Raw genomic sequence first — 16799 nt, 5'->3', positions numbered from 1 at the left:
CGCCCAGTCCTCCACGTTCAGCACCTCATGATCGTTCACGGGGTGGGTCAGCATTCACCCGGAATCAGAGGGTCAGTCTTCAGGCGGAAGCGACACGGAGTTCGTAGTGGTGTCAAATACAAAACTTACGGAGATGCTTGACACTCGGATCCCCTGGGACTCGGGTGAGTGAGCCTGTCTTGGACCGCGGAGGGGCGTCGGCGCCTGGCGGTCCTTCGTCATGTCGAGTCTTGCGAAATGGGCGTTGTCGGCCAGCCTTCCTGCGCCTCCAGTACCTGTCTCCATGGGTAGGTGCGGTCACCTTCTCGGCGTTGCCGGGTGTGTGGGTACCGGCGCGGATCGACGGCCAATTGGAACCGGGTCGGCCGCCTATCCGATGTGCTTCCGCGGGAGCGGGCAACCACCGTGCCCGGGTTCCCGCCGACGGCGACTGACGGCTCCGGGCTGGGTTACCGAGGAACGCTGGACACCAGCGCCGGTCGGCGAAACCGCACGGCAAACGGAACGGCGGGAGCATCGGGTGGGCGGCACCGGGCCGATCCCCGGCGGCAAACCACATTTCCCCTGGTGGTGCCCCATGAATGCGGCACGCGCTACCAGAAGCATTTGCGTTCTGTGTGACCTGCGTCGTATGGTCGGATCCTGAGCGGAATCTGATTCCGCTCAGCGGAATTATCCCTGGTGCGGTTTCCGTACTTCTCGACACTCCTCGCTCAATCCGGAGGTACCCGTGGCGTCACCGATGACGGCCGACACAGCAGTTCCACCACGCGCTCGATGGTGGCGAGTCGGTGTCCTGCTGTTCCTCATCTACTTGGTCTGCTACGCAGATCGTTCGAATATCAGCGTCGCTGTGCCGGATATGGTCGAACATCTGCGACTGTCCGGGACCATCACCGGCGTCGTCCTGTCGGCGTTCTTCTGGGGTTACGTGATCACCCAGGTCCCGGGTGGTTTCCTGGCCACGAAAATCGGCCCGAAACAGGTCATCATCGCGTCGCTGGCCGTGGTGGGTGTCGCTGCCTGCGTCACAGGTTTCGCGCCCAATCTGCCGGCACTGCTGGCCATCCGCTTCGTGATGGGCCTCGCCGAAGGCGCGGTGTTCCCCTCGTTCGCGGTGATGTTCGTGCGCTGGTTCCCGGGCCGGGAACGCGGTCGGGCCGTCAGCCTCACACAGTACGCACTGCCACTGTCCTCGGCCCTGATGGCGCCGATCGCCGGCTGGATGATCGATACCTGGCACTTCCAGACGATGTTCGTGCTGCAGGGCATTCCGGCGCTGATCCTGGCCGCGGTGTTCTATCTGCTCGTGCCGAACGACCCCGCCGAGGACAAACGGCTGGACCCGGCCGAACTGCGGCTCATCCTCGCCGAACGCGATGAGGAGACCAAACCGGAATCCGGGCTGCTCAAGGCCCTGACCCGGCCCATCGTCGCCGGATTGTGCGTGACGTACTTCCTCTGGATCACCGGGATGTACGCCTTCGGGCTGTGGCTGCCCACGCTGATCAAGGAGATCTCGTCCAACGGCATCGAAGCGGTCGGCTGGCTCACCGCGATTCCGTACGCGTTCGCCACGGTCGCGATGTATTTCAACTCGCGCTGGTCGGACAAGACCTCGTTGTCCCGCGGCTGGATCATCGCGACCTCGCTGAGTGTGGCGGGCCTGGCGATCCTGGCTCAGCACTACATCAGCGGCGGGGTTCTGTGGCAGATGATCCTGCTGTGCGTGGCCGCGGTCGGCCTCTACTCGTCGTTCGGCACGTGGTGGACCTGGGTGCTGAGTCAGGTGCCGCGTAACCAGGCCGGCCCCTCGGTGGGGTTGGTCAACTTCGTCGGCAACTTCGGCGGCATCGTCGGACCGATCGTGGTCGGCTGGGCTGCGGGGGGCGATTCGCTGGCGGGCGGTTTCTACGTCCTCGGATTCGCGCTGATCGCGAGCGCGGCCGTCGCCGCCGTCCTCGCCGCCCGCGGATACGACCGGAGTCCCGAACTCGAGGGCGCCGGGGATCACCAGCTGGTGTCCGAGAAGTAGAGCAGCCGACCGAAAGCAGGAGACCATTGAACCCGCCCCCCGAAACGGTCCGTGACACCGGGCCGGCCGACGGATCTGCCGTGGTGCTGCTGCACTCACTGTTCTTCGACGGATCAATGTTCGACGCGCTCATCGCCGAACTTCCGGCACGGCACCGCTACATCCGGCCCGATCTGCGGGGCCAAGGTTCGTTCACCGGTAGCGGCCGGGCGCCGACCATGGATGTGCTCTTCGACGACGCCGTAGCGCTCATCGAATCCCGGTGTACCCGGCCTGTTCACCTTGTGGGTAGCTCCATGGGAGCTTATATCGCGTTGCGCGTGGCTTCCCGGCGCCCGGACCTGCTGGCCTCCTGCACTCTGCTCGGCGCCACCGCGGAGGCAGAAGCCCGCCCGGAGATTTTCCGGGCGCTCGAGACCGCGGTCCGCGGCAACGAGCCGGATATTGTGGCCCGGATCGAACACACCATGTTCGGTGATGTGTTCCTGGGCGATACAGCCCGGTCAGCCACTCGGCGGCACTGGGCACAGGTATTCGCCGCGCATGTACCCGAGGTGGCGGACGCGCTGCACGGCGTCTACACCCGCCCGGCAATGACCGCGGAACTGGCCGCGATTCCGCTGCCGCTGCTGCTCGTCGCCGGCGAACTCGATCGCGCGAAACGGCCCGCCGATATGGCGGCCATCGCAGACCGAGTCCCGGGCAGTCGTCTCGTCGTCCTCGAGACCGCGGGTCACACCCCGGTCATCGAGGAGCCCGCCGCCATCGCGCGAGAACTCGTGTCGTGGTGGGCCACCCCACCGAATTCACCCCATCCAGACAACGGAGGTCGGAAGTCATGACCCTGCTCGAACCGCTCCACGACCTCGACGAGGTGGTGGCCCTGACCCCGGACGGGACCGAACTGCTGGGAAGTCACTGCGATACCTGCGATTCCCGGTTCTTTCCCCGCCGGCAGCTGTGCTTCGAATGCGGCGCCGACACGGTGCGCGATATCGGGCTGGGCCGCACCGGAATCCTCTACTCCTACACGCGAGTCGAGCTCTCCTCTTCCCGGATCACGCCGTACACGCTCGGCTACATCGACCTCGACAGCGGTACGCGGGTGCTCGCGGATATTTCGGTCCCCGAAGACCGGCTCGTCCCGGACCTGCCGGTGACGCTGACGACAGCAGCAGACGGCACCTGGAGCTTCGGCCCCGAGAACCCCGCAGACGGAACGGACGAGAATCGATGACCGACGCATTCGTGATCTCGGCAGCGATGCTGCCGATGGGTAAGCACCTCAGCTCGGGATATGCGGGCCTGGCGGCCCCGCCGGCCCGGCAGGCCGTCCTCGACGCCGGGGTCGAGCGCGGCGATATCGACGCCGTGTTCTGCGGACATGCCTTCGGCGGCATGCTCACCGGCCAGCGCATCGCCAAGGAACTCGGTCTCGGCAGTATCCCGATCGTCAATACCGACAACGCCTGTTCCGGTGGCGCGACGGCACTGCACCTGGCCCAGAAATCGATCGCGGCAGGCGAGCACGAAATCGTCCTGGTGATCGGCGTCGACAAGCTCACCCAGTTCGGTGGCGGCACACTACCGCTGGTGGCCGAGGACCCCGAGGTCCGGCAGGGCATGGTCATGCCAGCGGTGTACGCCATGCGGGCCCGGCGCTACCTCTACGAGCGCAAGGCCGAACCCGCCGATCTGGCACAGGTGAGCGTGAAGGCCCGCCGGCACGGCGTGCTGAATCCCTACGCGCAGTTCCAGAAGGAAGTCGACGTCGAGAAGGTGCTCTCCTCCCGCGTCATCGCCGATCCGCTCACGCTGCTGCAGTGCTGCCCCACCGGCGACGGAGCCGCTGCCGTCATGGTCGTCTCGGAGAAGGTGTTCCGCACCATGAACCGGCCGGGGATGCGGATCAGTGCGTCGGTACTGCATTCGGGCACCGCGACCAGCGGCGCCCGGAACATGCTGCGACCGGAGATCTCCTACCACTCGGCCCGGGAAGCCTACGCCCAGGCGGGGATAACCGCCGCCGATCTCGATACCGTCGAGCTCCACGATGCCTTCAGCATCGCCGAGCTCGTCTATTACGAGGCCCTCGGCCTGTGCCCGGAAGGCGAGTCGCTCGAACTGCTGCGTTCCGGCGAGACCACGTTCGGCGGTTCTGTCGTCGTCAACCCCAGTGGTGGCCTGCTCTCCAAGGGACACCCGGTGGGTGCCAGCGGCGTCGCGCAAGTGGTGGAGATGTTCTGGCAGCTGACCGGGGCCGCCGGTGAACGGCAGGTGCCGGACGCGAAAATTGCCCTGACACACGTCACCGGCGGAGGTATCTCCGGATTCGATCACGGGGCCTGCGCCGTACACATTTTCGAGCGAGCGGACTGATATGGCGACCGACGACGCGAGCAACGGCGAGAACGGCAACAAGAACAACGGGCAGAAGCAGGACAATTCGGCGGCGGGAACGGTGAAGCGCACCGTCCGTATGCTGGCCGCGCTCGCCGACCTCGGCGGCGAGGCCGGTGTCGGCAAGATCGCTGACCATATGACGCTACCCGCTTCGACCGTGCACCGGTTGCTGAAGATCCTCACCGAGGAAGGTGTGGTGGTTCGCGATCCGGATACCCACAATTACTCGATCGGTGCCGAGCTGTACCGGATCTCGTCGCGCGTCACTGCCCAGGTCGATATCACCGCCATCGTGCGGCCGTATCTCGAGGACGTGGCGAACGCCTTCGACGAGACGGTGATCTTCGGCATCTACATGCCTGCGAACAAGGCACTCTCCTTCACAGCCCGCGCGGACGGCGCCCAGTTGCTCCGCTATCGCATCGAACTGCACCGTCCGCTCTCGCTGGTATGGGGCGCCTCGGGTAAAGCCGTACTGGCACAGCTCGACAGCGCCACGGTCGCCGATGTACTCGAGCACGAGCGTGGGCTCGCCGGCGGCGGCCGGGCGCCCGGCTCGGCGGCGGAACTACCCACCCTCGACGAACTCGAGCGCGACCTGCAGGCAGTGCGTGCAGCGGGTTACGCCATCAGCGAGGGCGAGAAGCTGCCGCAGGCACGTGGTATCGGCACACCTGTCTTCGACGCCCGAGGCGTGGTCGGGTCCATCACGCTCACCTCACCGAAGGATCGGCTCCCACACGGAGAGATCAGCACCATCGCCGCGGCGCTCATCGATGCCGCCCGGTCCATATCGCGCGACCTCGGGTCCACCGCAGCGAATTTCAGTCCAGGAGTTGTTTCACCATGACGCCGTCCCGCTCACCGCTACAGGGCCTGAAGGTTGTCGATCTCACGACCTTCCTGTCGGGCCCCTTCTGCACGCAGGTACTCGCCGATATGGGCGCCGAGATCATCAAAGTGGAAGCGCCGGCCGGTGATTCGAGCCGGTCCATCCCGCCGCATTTCATCGACGGCGACAGCGCCTACTACCTCGGGAACAACCGGAACAAGAAGAGTATCGTCGTCGACCTCAAATCCGCTGCGGGCCTGGCCGTCCTGCGCGATCTGATCGCACAGGCCGACGTGGTGGTGGAGAACTACCGGCCCGGAGTAAGCGCGCGGCTCGGTTTCGATCCCGCCGAGATGCGGCGCCGCCATCCGGCCCTTATCTGGGCGTCCATCAGCGGTTTCGGCCAGACCGGGCCCTGGAAGGAGCGACCGGCCTACGACATGATCGTCCAGGCGCTCTCCGGCGCGATGAGCCTCACCGGCGAACCGGGGCAGCCGGCGGTCCGCCTCGGCATCCCCGCGGGGGATGTTGTGGCGGGTATGTACGCCGCGATCGGTATCTGCGCGGCGGCGGCTTCCCGGGCGGTGGACGGCCAGGGCGATCACATCGATGTGTCGATGCTGGACTCACTGATCTCCCTGCTGTCCTACCAGGGCGTCTACTCGATGATCAGTGGCCGGGCACCCGCCCCGCAAGCCGCCCGGCACGACTCCATCCCGACCTACCGTTCGTTCGTCGGTGGCGACGGCCGTGAACTCGTCGTCACCGCGAACACCGACCGCATGTGGCGTGCGATGTGCGATGTTCTGGGACTTCCGGAGCTCACCACTGATCCGCGGTTCGCCGATCAGCGCGCCCGGCTGGCGAACAAGATCGACCTGTGGGAGCTGTTCGAGCGCGCGTTCACCGAGCGCAGCGCACTGGAATGGGTGGAGTTGCTCCAGGCTGCGGGGGTTCCGGCGGCGCTGATCACGAATGTTCCCGAGGCACTGGCCGAGGCCCGCACGGCCGGTCGCGAGATGGTACTCGACCTCGATGATAATCGGGGCAATTCGGTCTCCGTGCTCGGTAATCCGATCAAGTTCCTCGATTCGCCAGTGGTCGAGCCTGCCTACCCGCCGGTGCTGGGCGCGGATTCGGCCGAAATACTTGCCGAACTGGGCCGGACCGCCGCCGAGATCGATGAATTGCTGTCCTCGGGGGCCGTCTCCGCGGGTTCGCGGTGAGTACTCCGACCGTCGTCGCGCTGCATTCGCTCGGGCTGGATTCCGGGTCCTTCGACGCGTGGGCGCACGCCGTATCGCCGCGATACCGCTGGGACGGTGAGGATCTCGCTGGTCACGGCTCCCGGGCCGGACTGCGGAACGCCACGCTGGCCACGATGGCGCGTATGGTAGGCGACCGTATCAGCGCATTCGACGGCGTACATTTGGTCGGCCATTCGCTGGGCGGGGCGGTCGCCGCCCTGGCCGCTGCGGCCGCACCACCCGGGGCTGTGCGTTCGCTGATCCTGATCGCTACACCACCGCAGGGTTTCCCGTCGTTCGCCGAACGCGCGGAGCCGGTAGCCGCCACAGGTTCCATGGCACCAGTCGTCGAACCTACGCTGCACCGCTGGTTCGACCCCGCCGAGCCGGCAGCCGATACTCCGTCGATACGATACTGCCGCGACCGGCTGACCTCGCTGCCGCCGAACACCTGGATCACAGCGTGGCGCTCGTTCGCACAGTTCGGCGGCTATGCCGAACTCGGCGCCGCACTGCCGCCGACCCTTCTGATCTCCGGCGCGGCGGACCAGTCCACATCACCCGAGCAGGTCGGAGCCATTCGACCGCATGTTCCGAGGGCGGTCGGCCACGAGATCGTCGCCGACGCGGGCCACATGCTGATCTTCGATCACGCGGACGAACTCGCAACCATCTCGTGCCGGTTCTGGCAGACAACGGAGGAACAGCAGTGACCACCAACCACAGCGGCCGCATCGTGGTCGTCACCGGCGGAAACGCCGGCATCGGCCGCGCGTGCGCCCAGGCATTCAGCGCCGCGGGCGCGCTCGTCACGGTGCTCGACCGCGACAAAGCCATCGACCTGCCCGACCGTGTCCGGGCCCATAGGGTGGACGTCACCGACGACGCCGCCGTCGATGCCGCGATCGAAGCGATCGGCGCCGAACACGGCCGCATCGACGTACTGGTCAACAATGCCGGGGTCAGCGGTGTCGGCACCATCGAGGACGGCACCCTCGACGACTGGAACAGGCTCTGGGATATCAATGTGCTCGGTTACGTCCGGGTCACCCGCGCCGCGCTCCCCTACCTGCGTAGATCGTCCGCCGCGGCAATCGTCAATATGTCCTCCTGCACCGCCGCATCGGGCTTCCGGCAACGCAGCGCGTATTCGGCGACCAAGGGCGCGATCGAAGCGCTCACCCGATCCTCGGCGGCCGATCTCGTCGCCGAGAACATCACCGTCAACGCGGTGAACCCGGGCACGGTCGACACCCCGTTCATGGCCGAACTCGCCGCCCGCGCCGACGACCCGGCCCAGCGACGCCGCGATTACGAGAGCCGCCAGCCCACCGGCCGGATGGTCGCCCCGGCCGAGGTCGCCGCCGCGGTGCTCTACCTCGCCGACCCGGTCAACCGCTCCTCCGTCGGGACCGTGGTCACGGTCGACGGCGGTATCGCAAGCCTGCACATCACCCAGGCCTGAAAACCCTCCAGAAAGGATCCAATCATGTCGGAACAGCGCACGGTGATCATCACCGGAGCCGGCCAGGGTATCGGCCGACGGTACGCCCTCGAATTCGCCGCCGACGGTGACGCCGTCGTCATCGCGGACCTCAACGGCGAGAAGGCGGCCGCGGTGCAGGCCGAGGTCGAGGCGGCCGGCGGGACGGCGCTCGCAGTGACCACCGATGTCGCCGACAAAGGCAGCGTCGATGCCATGGTCGCCGCCGCGGTGGCGAAGTTCGGCACCATCGATGTGCTGATCAACAATGCCGCCATCTTCTCCACCCTGGTGATGAAGCCGTTCGACGAGATCGATATCGACGAATGGGAGAAGGTCTTCGCCGTGAACTCCCGCGGGACCTTCCTGTGTGTGCAGGCCGTGGCCCCGTACATGAAGGCTCAGAAATCCGGCCGCATCATCAATATCTCGTCGTCGGTGGTGACCACCGGCCGCGCGAACTACGCCCACTATGTCGCCTCGAAGGGCGCGGTATCGGCGCTGAGCAAATCGCTGGCCACGGAAATGGGCGAATACAACGTAACCGTCAATGTCGTCAGCCCGCACGGCATCGTCACCGAGATCCCGCGTGGCACCATCACCGACGACCAGTGGGCCGGAATCCTGGCCGAGCAGGCCATCAAGCGCAAGGGCTCGGCCGAGGACGTCGTGGGAGCGGTGAAGTTCCTGGCTTCCCCGGGCGCCGGCTACATCACCGGGCAGACCCTGCTGGTCGACGCCGGCCTCCGCTACACCTAGACGCCATGCAGAAAGGATTCTCATGTCCCATTCGATCAAGCGGGTTAGCGATAGACGTCATCGGATCGCTGTCATCGACGGTCCGAACATGTCGAACCTGGGCGCCCGCAGCAAGAAGGTCTACGGCGCGATCGCGAGCCTGGACGACCTGAAAGCATTCGTCGTCGGTTTCGGCAGCGATCTCGGCGTCGAGGTGTCGACCTTCTCGTCCAACTACGAGGGCGCGATCCTCGAGTTCATCCACGAATCGGCCGAACAGGTCGACGGGTACATCATCAACCCGGCGGGGCTCACCACCGTGGGAGAAGCGGTCCGCCACGCCCTCGAAGAAACCACCAAGCCGGTGGTGGAGGTCCATTTCTCCAACATCACCTCCGGCGCGGGCGGGGCCCGGGGTCTCGGCGGTGGGGCGATCCAGTCCACGCTCACCCACACCGCCACCGGCATGTGCATGGGCCTACGGCAGTACTCCTACATCGGTGCACTCACCGCCCTGGTCCTGTCGCTGGACGACGCGAGTTTCCTCGGCGCGCAACCGTAGGCCCGACAGACGACCGGCCTCACTGGGTCGACGACGCCACTCACCTCAACCGCAGTTGCCGATGATGAGGGACCTGCGGCCGGGGCGAGTGGCGAACTCGGTCGCCCGGTGAAGCACACGCTAAGCCACGGGGGACCGCGCTCGGATCCGAGAACGCCGCCGGCGATCCCCTCACATATGCGAACCCGAAAAGCTAGGCCACCCAACGCAATACCGGGTGATTTCGGTCGATCCCTATCGTGATCACCTGCGCACCCACCGCGCCACAGAACCGTGATACGAAGTTCGCATTCAGCTGTTCGTCTCGCCGATGCTGCTGGGGAACTCCGCTGTGCTGAGGGAATGGGGTCACGAGCCGGATCTCCATGCAAAAAAGAGGCCAGTCAGGGCATGCCACCGTCGGAGCGCAGCGTGGCACCAGTGGTGAAACTGGAGGCATCCGAGGCAAGGAACAACGCGGCACCGACGATCTCCTCGGGGCGCCCTGGACGTTGCAGCGCGTGGGCGGCGAACGGATTGTCCTCGGGCGCGATGTCCTCCAACTTCCAGCCGGCGGTGGCCTGGGTCATGTGGGGCCCTGCCATCAAGGTGTTGACCCGCACCGTCGGCCCGAATGCCAGCGCCAACCCCTCCGTCATCGCATTGAGCCCGGCTTTGGCGGCCGCGTACGGGACGATCGACGGCCGCGGCCGGATCGACCCCGAGGAACTGACATTGATGATCGAGCCGCCGCCGGCGGAGACCATCCGCTCCCCCACCAGAACCGACAGCCGGAAAGGGCCTTTCAGGTTGAGATTCAGCACGGAATCGAACAGCTTCTCGGTCACCGTACCCAGCGAATCGTAGACCGGCTGCATACCCGCATTGTTGATCAGTACATCGACTCTGCCGAAGCGGGCGTAGGCGGCATCGACCAGACCGTCGAGCTGGTCCCACCGGCCCACATGCGCGCTGTAGGGCAGCACGGCCCGTTCGGTTTCCCGCTCGATCTCCGCGGCCGTTGCCGCGCAACTCTCGTAGTTCCGGCTTGCGATTACCAGGTCCGCACCGCACCGCGCGGCCGCGAAGGCCATCTCACGGCCGAGCCCCCGGCTACCACCGGTGATCAGTACCACCCGCCCGCTCAGATCGAACAGCCTGTCGGCATAGCCCATGACACCTGCACCTCGAACTCCGGCCGGGAGGCCGGGCTCTTACCGGCCAGACCTCAGATTGGAACTCTCTATTTCAAGAATGCTATTCTCTCCATAGAGATTGTCATACTCTTCAGAGGGTTCACAAGCCATAGCGTTCACCAGCGATCCGAGAGGCCAATGGGAAGTTCGAGCGTGCCGGTGCAGTTACCCGGCCCAGTACGGCAGATCGGCTACGTGGTCACCGATATCGAGGAGCAGATCGACTCGTGGCTCGGGCTCGGCATCGGGCCCTGGTACGTCCTGCGCGGATTGTCACAGCGCTCGCTCTATCGCGGATCGCCCTGCGAAGTGACGGTCACGCTGGCGTTCTCCCACTCGGGACACCTTCAGGTCGAGCTCATTCAGCAGCATCACGACACCCCGAGCATCTACACCGAGTTCCTCCGCGGCGGAAACAGCGGCTTTCATCAGCTCGCCTGGTGGGCAGACGATTTCGATGTGGCACTCGAATCGATTCACGCCGCCGGCCATCCCGTGGTCTGGTCGGGCGGAGCCCCCGGGGGAGCCCGTTACGCCTACTTCGAACCGCCGTCCGGTCCCGCGCCGATCATCGAAGTCAGCGAATACACCCGGGGCACAGCCCAGCTCGCCGAGATGGTCCGAAACGCCTGCGAAGAGTGGGACGGCAGGGATCCGATCCGCTCCCTGTGAACAAGCAACCAGACACGCGTATCTTCATCCGCGATCACCGCCGGCCGAGAGTTCACAACGGCGGAACCGTTCGACTGTGTCGGTGCGAACCGGTACGCACGCGGCGGTCAGGGCCGCGGACTTGAATGCACGGGCAGCCGCGGTGAGTCGATGCCGCGCCGGTATCGCGTGTGCCCGGAACTCCCCCGGCCAGCGAGTTCCCCACAATGTCACCTCCTGCGCCAGCGATTTGTCGAGGAGCCGGAGCATTCCTTCGTGGACGCGCGTGTCCGAGGTGAGCAGTCCGGCGTCGACGGCGACAGCCTGTGGTCTGGCTCCGGGCTTCGCGGACGTCAGGCCGAACTCGATATCCACCACGCGTACGCCGAGGATGTCCAGTGGGCGCGTATCGGCGCAGTCGGCGACGAGCACGGTCACATCCCAGCCGGACATCGCCCGGTCGAACAGCCATCCCCCGGCGTCACGCACCACCGTGCCGGCGGACGGCGCGAGGGCGACCAGTCGCGGCCGTAGCGTTCGCCTTCGGGCCACACCATTGTCTTTACCCTCGCCCGAATACACACGCCAGGCGTTTCGACCGGCAGAGCCAGCTGACAGATCAACCACGATATTCGCTCCCATGGTAGTAACCGGTATCGGCCGCGCTCGAATTCACCCGGACGGAATCCGCCCGGGGCATTGCCAGGTCACCGGCCCGCGGCAGGGCCGGTCTGTTCCGCCAGTCGGCGCCGCTCGGCTCGGCGGCTCCGCTGCCGCACCGGGTCCGCGACCGGGGCAGCGAGCAACAGGCGCTGCGTATACGGGTGGTCCGGGGTCGAGGTGACGACCCCCGCAGGGCCTGTTTCCACGATGTCGCCCCGGTACAGCACAGTGACACGATGGCTGATGTGCCGGATCACCGCCAGGTCGTGGGAGATGAACAGGTAGGACACGCCGGTCCGCCGCTGTATTCCGTCGAGCAGCTCGAGGACCCGGGCCTGAGTGCTGAGGTCCAGCGCCGAAACCGGCTCGTCGCAGACGATGAGTTTCGGCTCGGGAGCGAGCGCCCGGGCGATGGCGATCCGCTGGCGCTGGCCGCCACTGAACTCCCGGGGCAGCCGAGCGGCAGAATTACCGGGTAAACCGACCTGATCGAGCAATTCGGCTATTCGCGACCGCGCGATTGCCGGCGCGATTCCTTGTACCACCAGCGGTTCGCTCAGGATCTCACCGATCGTGAGGGAAGGGTTGAGCGAGCTGTAGGGGTCTTGGAACACCACCTGGATATCGCGGGCCAGCTCCCGGCGGCGCTTTCCCTTCACATGCGTGATGTCTCTGCCACCGAACCGGATGGCACCGGCGTTTGCGGCGGCCAGCCCGAGCACGGAGCGGCCGATTGTCGACTTGCCGGAACCGGATTCGCCCACTAGTCCCAATGTTTCGCCGACACCGACCGTCAGCGAAACACCGTGCAGCACCTCCACCGGCCGCGCCCGCAGACCACGGCCCGGATAGGTGACGTGCAGATCGTTCACTTCCAGCAACGAGCTCATCGCACCGTCTCCCTGATCGCCGTGGTCTCGTCCCCCGGTTCACTGCCGGGCCGGTCGCCGCGCACCACGGTGTCGTCGAGAATGGAGTCCAGCAGCGTCCGGGTGTATTCGTGCCGTGGACCGGCGAACAGCTCAGGCGTGGTCCCGGTTTCGACGATCGCGCCCCGCTGCATCACCGCCACGCGATCGCACAGATCCGCCACAACCCCGAAGTTGTGCGTTACCAGCAGCACCGACATATTCAAACGCTGCCGCAGGTCGTGGAGTAGATCGAGGATCTCGGCCTGAACGGTGACATCCAACGCCGTGGTCGGCTCGTCGGCGATGAGCACCCGCGGCCGTGCGGCCACGGCGCCGGCGATGAGGACCCGCTGTGCCATACCTCCCGAGATCTGGTGCGGATAGGAATCGAAAGTCCGTTCGGGATCGGTGATTCCCACCTGGTCGAGCATCGACAGCACCCGGCGTCGCGCGTCCCGCCGCGGCATCGGCGTGGCCGCTCGCACGGATTCCACGAGTTGCGCTCCGACCGTGAAAGACGGGTCGAGATTGCTCATCGGCTCCTGCGGGATGTAGGCGATCGTGCGCCCGCGGAGCGCCCGCAGTTCCCGCTCCCGCAATCCGAGCAGTTCGCGCCCGTCCAGCTCGATGGAACCGCTGGTCACCACGGCGTCGCCGGGAAGGACACCCAGCACGGCGAACGCGGTTTGCGTTTTCCCGGAACCGGACTCACCGACCAGACCGAGCGTCTCTCCCTCCGCCAAGTCGAAACTGAGATCGCTGACCACCTCGCGCAACTCGCCGGTCGGTGCCGGATAGGAGATGCTCAGATTCCGCACCGCCAGCACGCCGCCGGACCCGTCCACAGGCGATGAACGTGCCGTCGGCCCGGGCGCCCCGGTGAGCCGCGGTGGCCGGGGTTTCGTACCGCCTTCGAGGGTGTCACGTAGCGCGTTGCCGAACAGCACCAGCGCCGAGGTGATCACCCCGAGAAGAACGCTGGGCCAGACCAACTGCACCGGTTCGACGTACATGTTGGCGAATCCCTCGGCGATCATCGCGCCGAAGCTTGGGGTGGTACCGGAGCCCACTCCGAGGAAGGCGAGACCGGCTTGCACATTGATAGCGGTGGCGGCCAGGAACGCGGAGGCGATGATCACCGGTCCACGCACCCGGAACAGGATGTGCCTCGCCAGGATCCGGTGGTCCGGTAGCCCGGACACCCGTGCCGCATCGATGAAGAGCTCGTTCTTCACCCCCAGTACCTGGTTACGCACGATTCGGTAGATGCCCGGGGACAGTATGACGCCGAGTATCGCCATGCTGGCCCGATAGTCGCCGTGGGTGACCGGCATCAGGATGATCAGCAAAAGGAGTCCGGGGAAGGTCATGAACAGGTTGAACACCCATTCCGTGGCACCGCGGACGCGGTCGCCGAAGTATCCGCCTATGAGCCCGAAGGTTATTCCGATGGCAAGTGCGATCCCCGGCGCGATGAGCGCGGAAACCACGCTGGTATTAATCGAATGAAGCAGTCGCGCAAGGATATCGCGGCCGTCCTTGTCACCGCCGAGGAGGTAGCCCGGGCTACCGGGGTCGGCATTGATGGCATCGAGCGACGCGACGTTCGGCTCATGTGCGGCGAGTACCGAGCCGATCACTCCCGACAGCACAATGACCAGCAGCAACCCGACGGTGACGACTGCTTGCGGATCCCGCGAAAGTCTGCGCAGTACGGAGGTCCGTTCGACGGTATCGGGCGAGGTGGCGATCTCCGGACCGGAGAACTTCGTGCTCAATGGATCCTCGCTTTCGGGTTGAGCCAGCCGTTCAACAGATCGACGACGAGATTGACCCCCACGACCAGCATGACCACGAAGGTCGTCACGCCCATGATGACCGGCACGTCACCCTGCAGTGAGGCGTTGAAGGCGTAGCTGCCGTACCCGGGGAGGGCGAAGATGTTCTCGATGATGAGAGCGCCGCCCACCATGGTGATGAATTCGAGGGACAGGACCGTCAGCGCGGGCCCGACCGCGTTGCGCAGGGCATGCCGGAGCACGATCGATCGCATCGGCAACCCCCGTGTCCGCAGGGTGCGGACGTAGTCCTTGCGCAATTCGTCGATCATCGCGCCACGCACCTGCGCGGTGAGGCCGGCTATTCCGGCCACCGTCAGCGCCATCACGGGGATGGCGATGGTGCTCGCCCACCGCGCGGGATCGTCGCCGAAGCGCGCGAAACCGGTAGCCGGAAACCAGCGCAGCCAGATGGCGAGCACATAGACCAGAACGATGGCCAGCAACAGGTTCGGCACCAGCAGGCCGGTCATCGAGATTCCTTGTGTGATCCGGTCGAGCGCACCACCCCGGGTGGCTGCCAGCACCCCGAGGGTCAGGCTCACGACCGCGGTGAAGAACAGGGCGACCACCACGATGGACAGCGTGACACTCAACCGTGCGGTGACCGCGGACTCGACCGGTTCACTGGTGAAATAGGAGACGCCGAAGTCACCACGCACGGCGTGCAGCAGCCAGTCGACGTACTGCACCGGCAGCGGCCGATCCAGCCCCATCGCGGTCTTCCGCGCTTCGATGGTCTCCGGGGTGGCGGCCGGACCGAGCAGGCCGGCCACGACGTCATCGAAGGTCAGGCTCAGCATCGAGAAGGTGATCATCGTGACGAGCAACGCCAGCACAACACCGGCAGCGAGGCGACGCCCGGCATATCCGATCATCGTGGGGCCTCGTTCCCAGGTCCGCGGACGCCGGCAGCACCCGCCACTGCGCCGGACCGGCCGGCCTTGTCGTCGACGCATCTCGTAAGCCGATCCGTCTCCGGGCGGAATGTGTGTGCGGGGCGCCGTCCGGCCACAGCTGGTGCGGGGCGGCGGACGAAAGAGGAGCAGGTGGTTCCCGCGTTCTGAGCAGCGAGGGAAGGCACGAGCAACCGTGGACTGGGCGGTTGATCAAACATATGGGGCGAACTTCCTTGTTCTGCGATGTAGGTCCATTACGCGGCCGGAGACCCCCGTCACACAAGGAGTTGCCGTGTGTTGCCGCGCCTGAGCAGTGCACCGGACAGACGTCCAGCTCCTGGGCCACGTGCCCGCCCGCGCCGTACGGCAACTCGCGGCAACTGGTTGCCCCTGATCCCACCTGTCATCAACCATGACCACACCGTGTGACGGGCGCCACTCGATCCGGCAGACCGCTTTCCGGCGGCGCGGCGCTCAGCCCGGAAAAGACAGCCCATTCAGGAAAGTCCGGGAACTTCGCCCGTCACCAGCTTCCGGCGTCATCCGCCGGAACAGGCACTTTCCGATCTCCGGCACGACCGGTTTCCCATCGAGATGAGGGTCCAGCAAATGAAAGCAACTATCCCGGACCGCGCGCGCACCGCCGTATTCCGTAACGGTGCACGCCTGGCAGGAATCGGTACGGCCGTCACGGTGATCGTCGGCCTGTTGTCTGCCGGCGCGGCCGACGCCGATACCTTCGTACCGCTGCCCGACGGCCGAACGGATGCCCCCGGGGCCACGCTCACCCGGACCGCCGAGCGGGCTGTCGTATCCCCTTCGATGGCAGCCAATGGCGCGGGGCGGGTGGTGTGGGTGTCCGGCACCGTCACCGCCGATGTCCGCGCCACTCCTACCGTCGAGCGCCCCGGCCCGTACAGCAGCCCCGGGAACCAGCCCGGTACCAACAACTCCTCCACCCACGGCGCTACCCAGGTGAACACGGGCTACATCGTCGGCTGCCAGGTCAGTATCGGCGACAAGGCCATCACCGCGGGCCTGTCGGGCAATGTCAGCACCAATGGGGGCGGCTTGAGTGGCTCCGCGGGTATCCAACTCGGTCCCGGTGACGTCGCGTTCGTCCGTGTCGGCTTCAAGGACATTCTCGAGCCGGGCGTCTACAGCCTCGGCTACCGCGACGTCGAAATGCAGATCCAGGGCTGTGGCGGCTACGCCCAGGCCCGCTCCTACACGGTCCTCGAGACCATCGGCGACCACTACTCCAAGACCACTCTGTACGGGGCGCCGTTCAGTATCGGCTGATCAGAACGCATCTTCAGCACAGCTCTCGGCCTGGCCGATTCGAACCCGGAGGGGTTACCA

Annotated in this window: 17 protein-coding genes; 12 read left to right on the top strand and 5 right to left on the bottom strand. The window is 66.0% G+C overall.

Annotation, left to right across the window (positions count from 1 at the left end; translation table 11 throughout):
• Positions 1–742: 742 nt before the first annotated feature.
• Genes ABZ827_RS22195 through ABZ827_RS22150 form a run of 10 tightly spaced genes read left to right on the top strand, consistent with a single transcriptional unit; the run spans position 743 to position 9300 of the window.
• Positions 743–2035, top strand: coding sequence for an MFS transporter (locus ABZ827_RS22195; protein ID WP_357239606.1), 1293 nt, complete (start codon positions 743–745; stop codon positions 2033–2035).
• A 26-nt stretch (positions 2036–2061) separates the two neighbouring features.
• Complete coding sequence (locus ABZ827_RS22190; protein ID WP_357239603.1) at positions 2062–2877, top strand: alpha/beta fold hydrolase; 816 nt, start codon at positions 2062–2064, stop codon at positions 2875–2877.
• Entirely contained in the window at positions 2874–3272 is a 399-nt protein-coding gene (locus ABZ827_RS22185) for an OB-fold domain-containing protein (RefSeq protein WP_357239600.1), read from the top strand. The genes ABZ827_RS22190 and ABZ827_RS22185 overlap by 4 nt, the downstream gene beginning before the upstream one ends.
• Positions 3269–4414, top strand: a complete 1146-nt coding sequence (locus ABZ827_RS22180; protein ID WP_357239597.1) for a thiolase family protein — start codon at positions 3269–3271, stop codon at positions 4412–4414. Before ABZ827_RS22185 ends, ABZ827_RS22180 begins: the two co-directional genes overlap by 4 nt.
• Position 4415: 1 nt before the next feature.
• Positions 4416–5288, top strand: coding sequence for an IclR family transcriptional regulator (locus ABZ827_RS22175; protein ID WP_357239594.1), 873 nt, complete (start codon positions 4416–4418; stop codon positions 5286–5288).
• Positions 5285–6496: a CoA transferase gene (locus tag ABZ827_RS22170; protein WP_357239591.1), complete on the top strand. Its 1212-nt coding sequence runs from the start codon at positions 5285–5287 to the stop codon at positions 6494–6496. Before ABZ827_RS22175 ends, ABZ827_RS22170 begins: the two co-directional genes overlap by 4 nt.
• Complete coding sequence (locus ABZ827_RS22165; RefSeq protein ID WP_357239588.1) at positions 6493–7230, top strand: alpha/beta fold hydrolase; 738 nt, start codon at positions 6493–6495, stop codon at positions 7228–7230. The genes ABZ827_RS22170 and ABZ827_RS22165 overlap by 4 nt, the downstream gene beginning before the upstream one ends.
• Entirely contained in the window at positions 7227–7982 is a 756-nt protein-coding gene (locus ABZ827_RS22160) for an SDR family oxidoreductase (RefSeq protein ID WP_357239584.1), read from the top strand. Before ABZ827_RS22165 ends, ABZ827_RS22160 begins: the two co-directional genes overlap by 4 nt.
• Before the next feature lie 24 nt (positions 7983–8006).
• Positions 8007–8759, top strand: coding sequence for a glucose 1-dehydrogenase (locus tag ABZ827_RS22155; protein WP_357239581.1), 753 nt, complete (start codon positions 8007–8009; stop codon positions 8757–8759).
• A gap of 22 nt (positions 8760–8781) precedes the next feature.
• Positions 8782–9300 (top strand): type II 3-dehydroquinate dehydratase, encoded by a 519-nt coding sequence (locus ABZ827_RS22150; RefSeq protein WP_357239578.1) that lies wholly within the window; start codon positions 8782–8784, stop codon positions 9298–9300.
• Positions 9301–9683: 383 nt separating this feature from the next.
• Here ABZ827_RS22150 and ABZ827_RS22145 read toward each other — a convergent pair whose 3' ends face one another.
• Positions 9684–10454, bottom strand: coding sequence for an SDR family oxidoreductase (locus ABZ827_RS22145; protein ID WP_357239575.1), 771 nt, complete (start codon positions 10452–10454; stop codon positions 9684–9686).
• A 180-nt stretch (positions 10455–10634) separates the two neighbouring features.
• Between ABZ827_RS22145 and ABZ827_RS22140 the strand changes: the two genes are divergently transcribed.
• Positions 10635–11147 (top strand): VOC family protein, encoded by a 513-nt coding sequence (locus ABZ827_RS22140; protein WP_357239626.1) that lies wholly within the window; start codon positions 10635–10637, stop codon positions 11145–11147.
• 24 nt (positions 11148–11171) lie between these two features.
• On the opposite strand, the gene ABZ827_RS22135 is transcribed toward ABZ827_RS22140, so the two are convergent.
• From ABZ827_RS22135 to ABZ827_RS22120, 4 genes are all read right to left on the bottom strand, one after another.
• Entirely contained in the window at positions 11172–11678 is a 507-nt protein-coding gene (locus ABZ827_RS22135) for a hypothetical protein (RefSeq protein WP_357239572.1), read from the bottom strand.
• A gap of 155 nt (positions 11679–11833) precedes the next feature.
• Positions 11834–12679, bottom strand: coding sequence for an ATP-binding cassette domain-containing protein (locus ABZ827_RS22130; RefSeq protein WP_357239569.1), 846 nt, complete (start codon positions 12677–12679; stop codon positions 11834–11836).
• The gene (locus ABZ827_RS22125; protein ID WP_357239565.1) at positions 12676–14478 is read right to left on the bottom strand and encodes a dipeptide/oligopeptide/nickel ABC transporter permease/ATP-binding protein; all 1803 of its coding nucleotides are present in this window, start codon (positions 14476–14478) and stop codon (positions 12676–12678) included. The genes ABZ827_RS22130 and ABZ827_RS22125 overlap by 4 nt, the downstream gene beginning before the upstream one ends.
• Positions 14475–15416 (bottom strand): ABC transporter permease, encoded by a 942-nt coding sequence (locus tag ABZ827_RS22120; protein ID WP_357239562.1) that lies wholly within the window; start codon positions 15414–15416, stop codon positions 14475–14477. Before ABZ827_RS22120 ends, ABZ827_RS22125 begins: the two co-directional genes overlap by 4 nt.
• A gap of 630 nt (positions 15417–16046) precedes the next feature.
• Between ABZ827_RS22120 and ABZ827_RS22115 the strand changes: the two genes are divergently transcribed.
• The gene (locus ABZ827_RS22115; protein ID WP_357239559.1) at positions 16047–16739 is read left to right on the top strand and encodes an MspA family porin; all 693 of its coding nucleotides are present in this window, start codon (positions 16047–16049) and stop codon (positions 16737–16739) included.
• Positions 16740–16799: the final 60 nt, after the last annotated feature.

The sequence above is a fragment of the Nocardia sp. NPDC019395 genome, from assembly GCF_040632335.1.
Taxonomy (GTDB): domain Bacteria; phylum Actinomycetota; class Actinomycetes; order Mycobacteriales; family Mycobacteriaceae; genus Nocardia.
Note: the sequence above shows the minus strand (reverse complement) of the source record. Positions and strands in the feature narration are given on the sequence as shown.

Excerpts from the sequence above, each read along its gene's own strand:
- ABZ827_RS22195 (WP_357239606.1), top strand. The coding sequence starts at position 743 with ATGACGGCCGACACAGCAGTTCCACCACGCGCTCGATGGTGGCGAGTC.
- ABZ827_RS22185 (WP_357239600.1), top strand. The coding sequence starts at position 2,874 with ATGACCCTGCTCGAACCGCTCCACGACCTCGACGAGGTGGTGGCCCTG.
- ABZ827_RS22180 (WP_357239597.1), top strand. The coding sequence starts at position 3,269 with ATGACCGACGCATTCGTGATCTCGGCAGCGATGCTGCCGATGGGTAAG.
- ABZ827_RS22175 (WP_357239594.1), top strand. The coding sequence starts at position 4,416 with ATGGCGACCGACGACGCGAGCAACGGCGAGAACGGCAACAAGAACAAC.
- ABZ827_RS22170 (WP_357239591.1), top strand. The coding sequence starts at position 5,285 with ATGACGCCGTCCCGCTCACCGCTACAGGGCCTGAAGGTTGTCGATCTC.
- ABZ827_RS22155 (WP_357239581.1), top strand. The coding sequence starts at position 8,007 with ATGTCGGAACAGCGCACGGTGATCATCACCGGAGCCGGCCAGGGTATC.
- ABZ827_RS22150 (WP_357239578.1), top strand. The coding sequence starts at position 8,782 with ATGTCCCATTCGATCAAGCGGGTTAGCGATAGACGTCATCGGATCGCT.
- ABZ827_RS22145 (WP_357239575.1), bottom strand. The coding sequence starts at position 10,454 with ATGGGCTATGCCGACAGGCTGTTCGATCTGAGCGGGCGGGTGGTACTG.
- ABZ827_RS22130 (WP_357239569.1), bottom strand. The coding sequence starts at position 12,679 with ATGAGCTCGTTGCTGGAAGTGAACGATCTGCACGTCACCTATCCGGGC.
- ABZ827_RS22120 (WP_357239562.1), bottom strand. The coding sequence starts at position 15,416 with ATGATCGGATATGCCGGGCGTCGCCTCGCTGCCGGTGTTGTGCTGGCG.
- ABZ827_RS22115 (WP_357239559.1), top strand. The coding sequence starts at position 16,047 with ATGAAAGCAACTATCCCGGACCGCGCGCGCACCGCCGTATTCCGTAAC.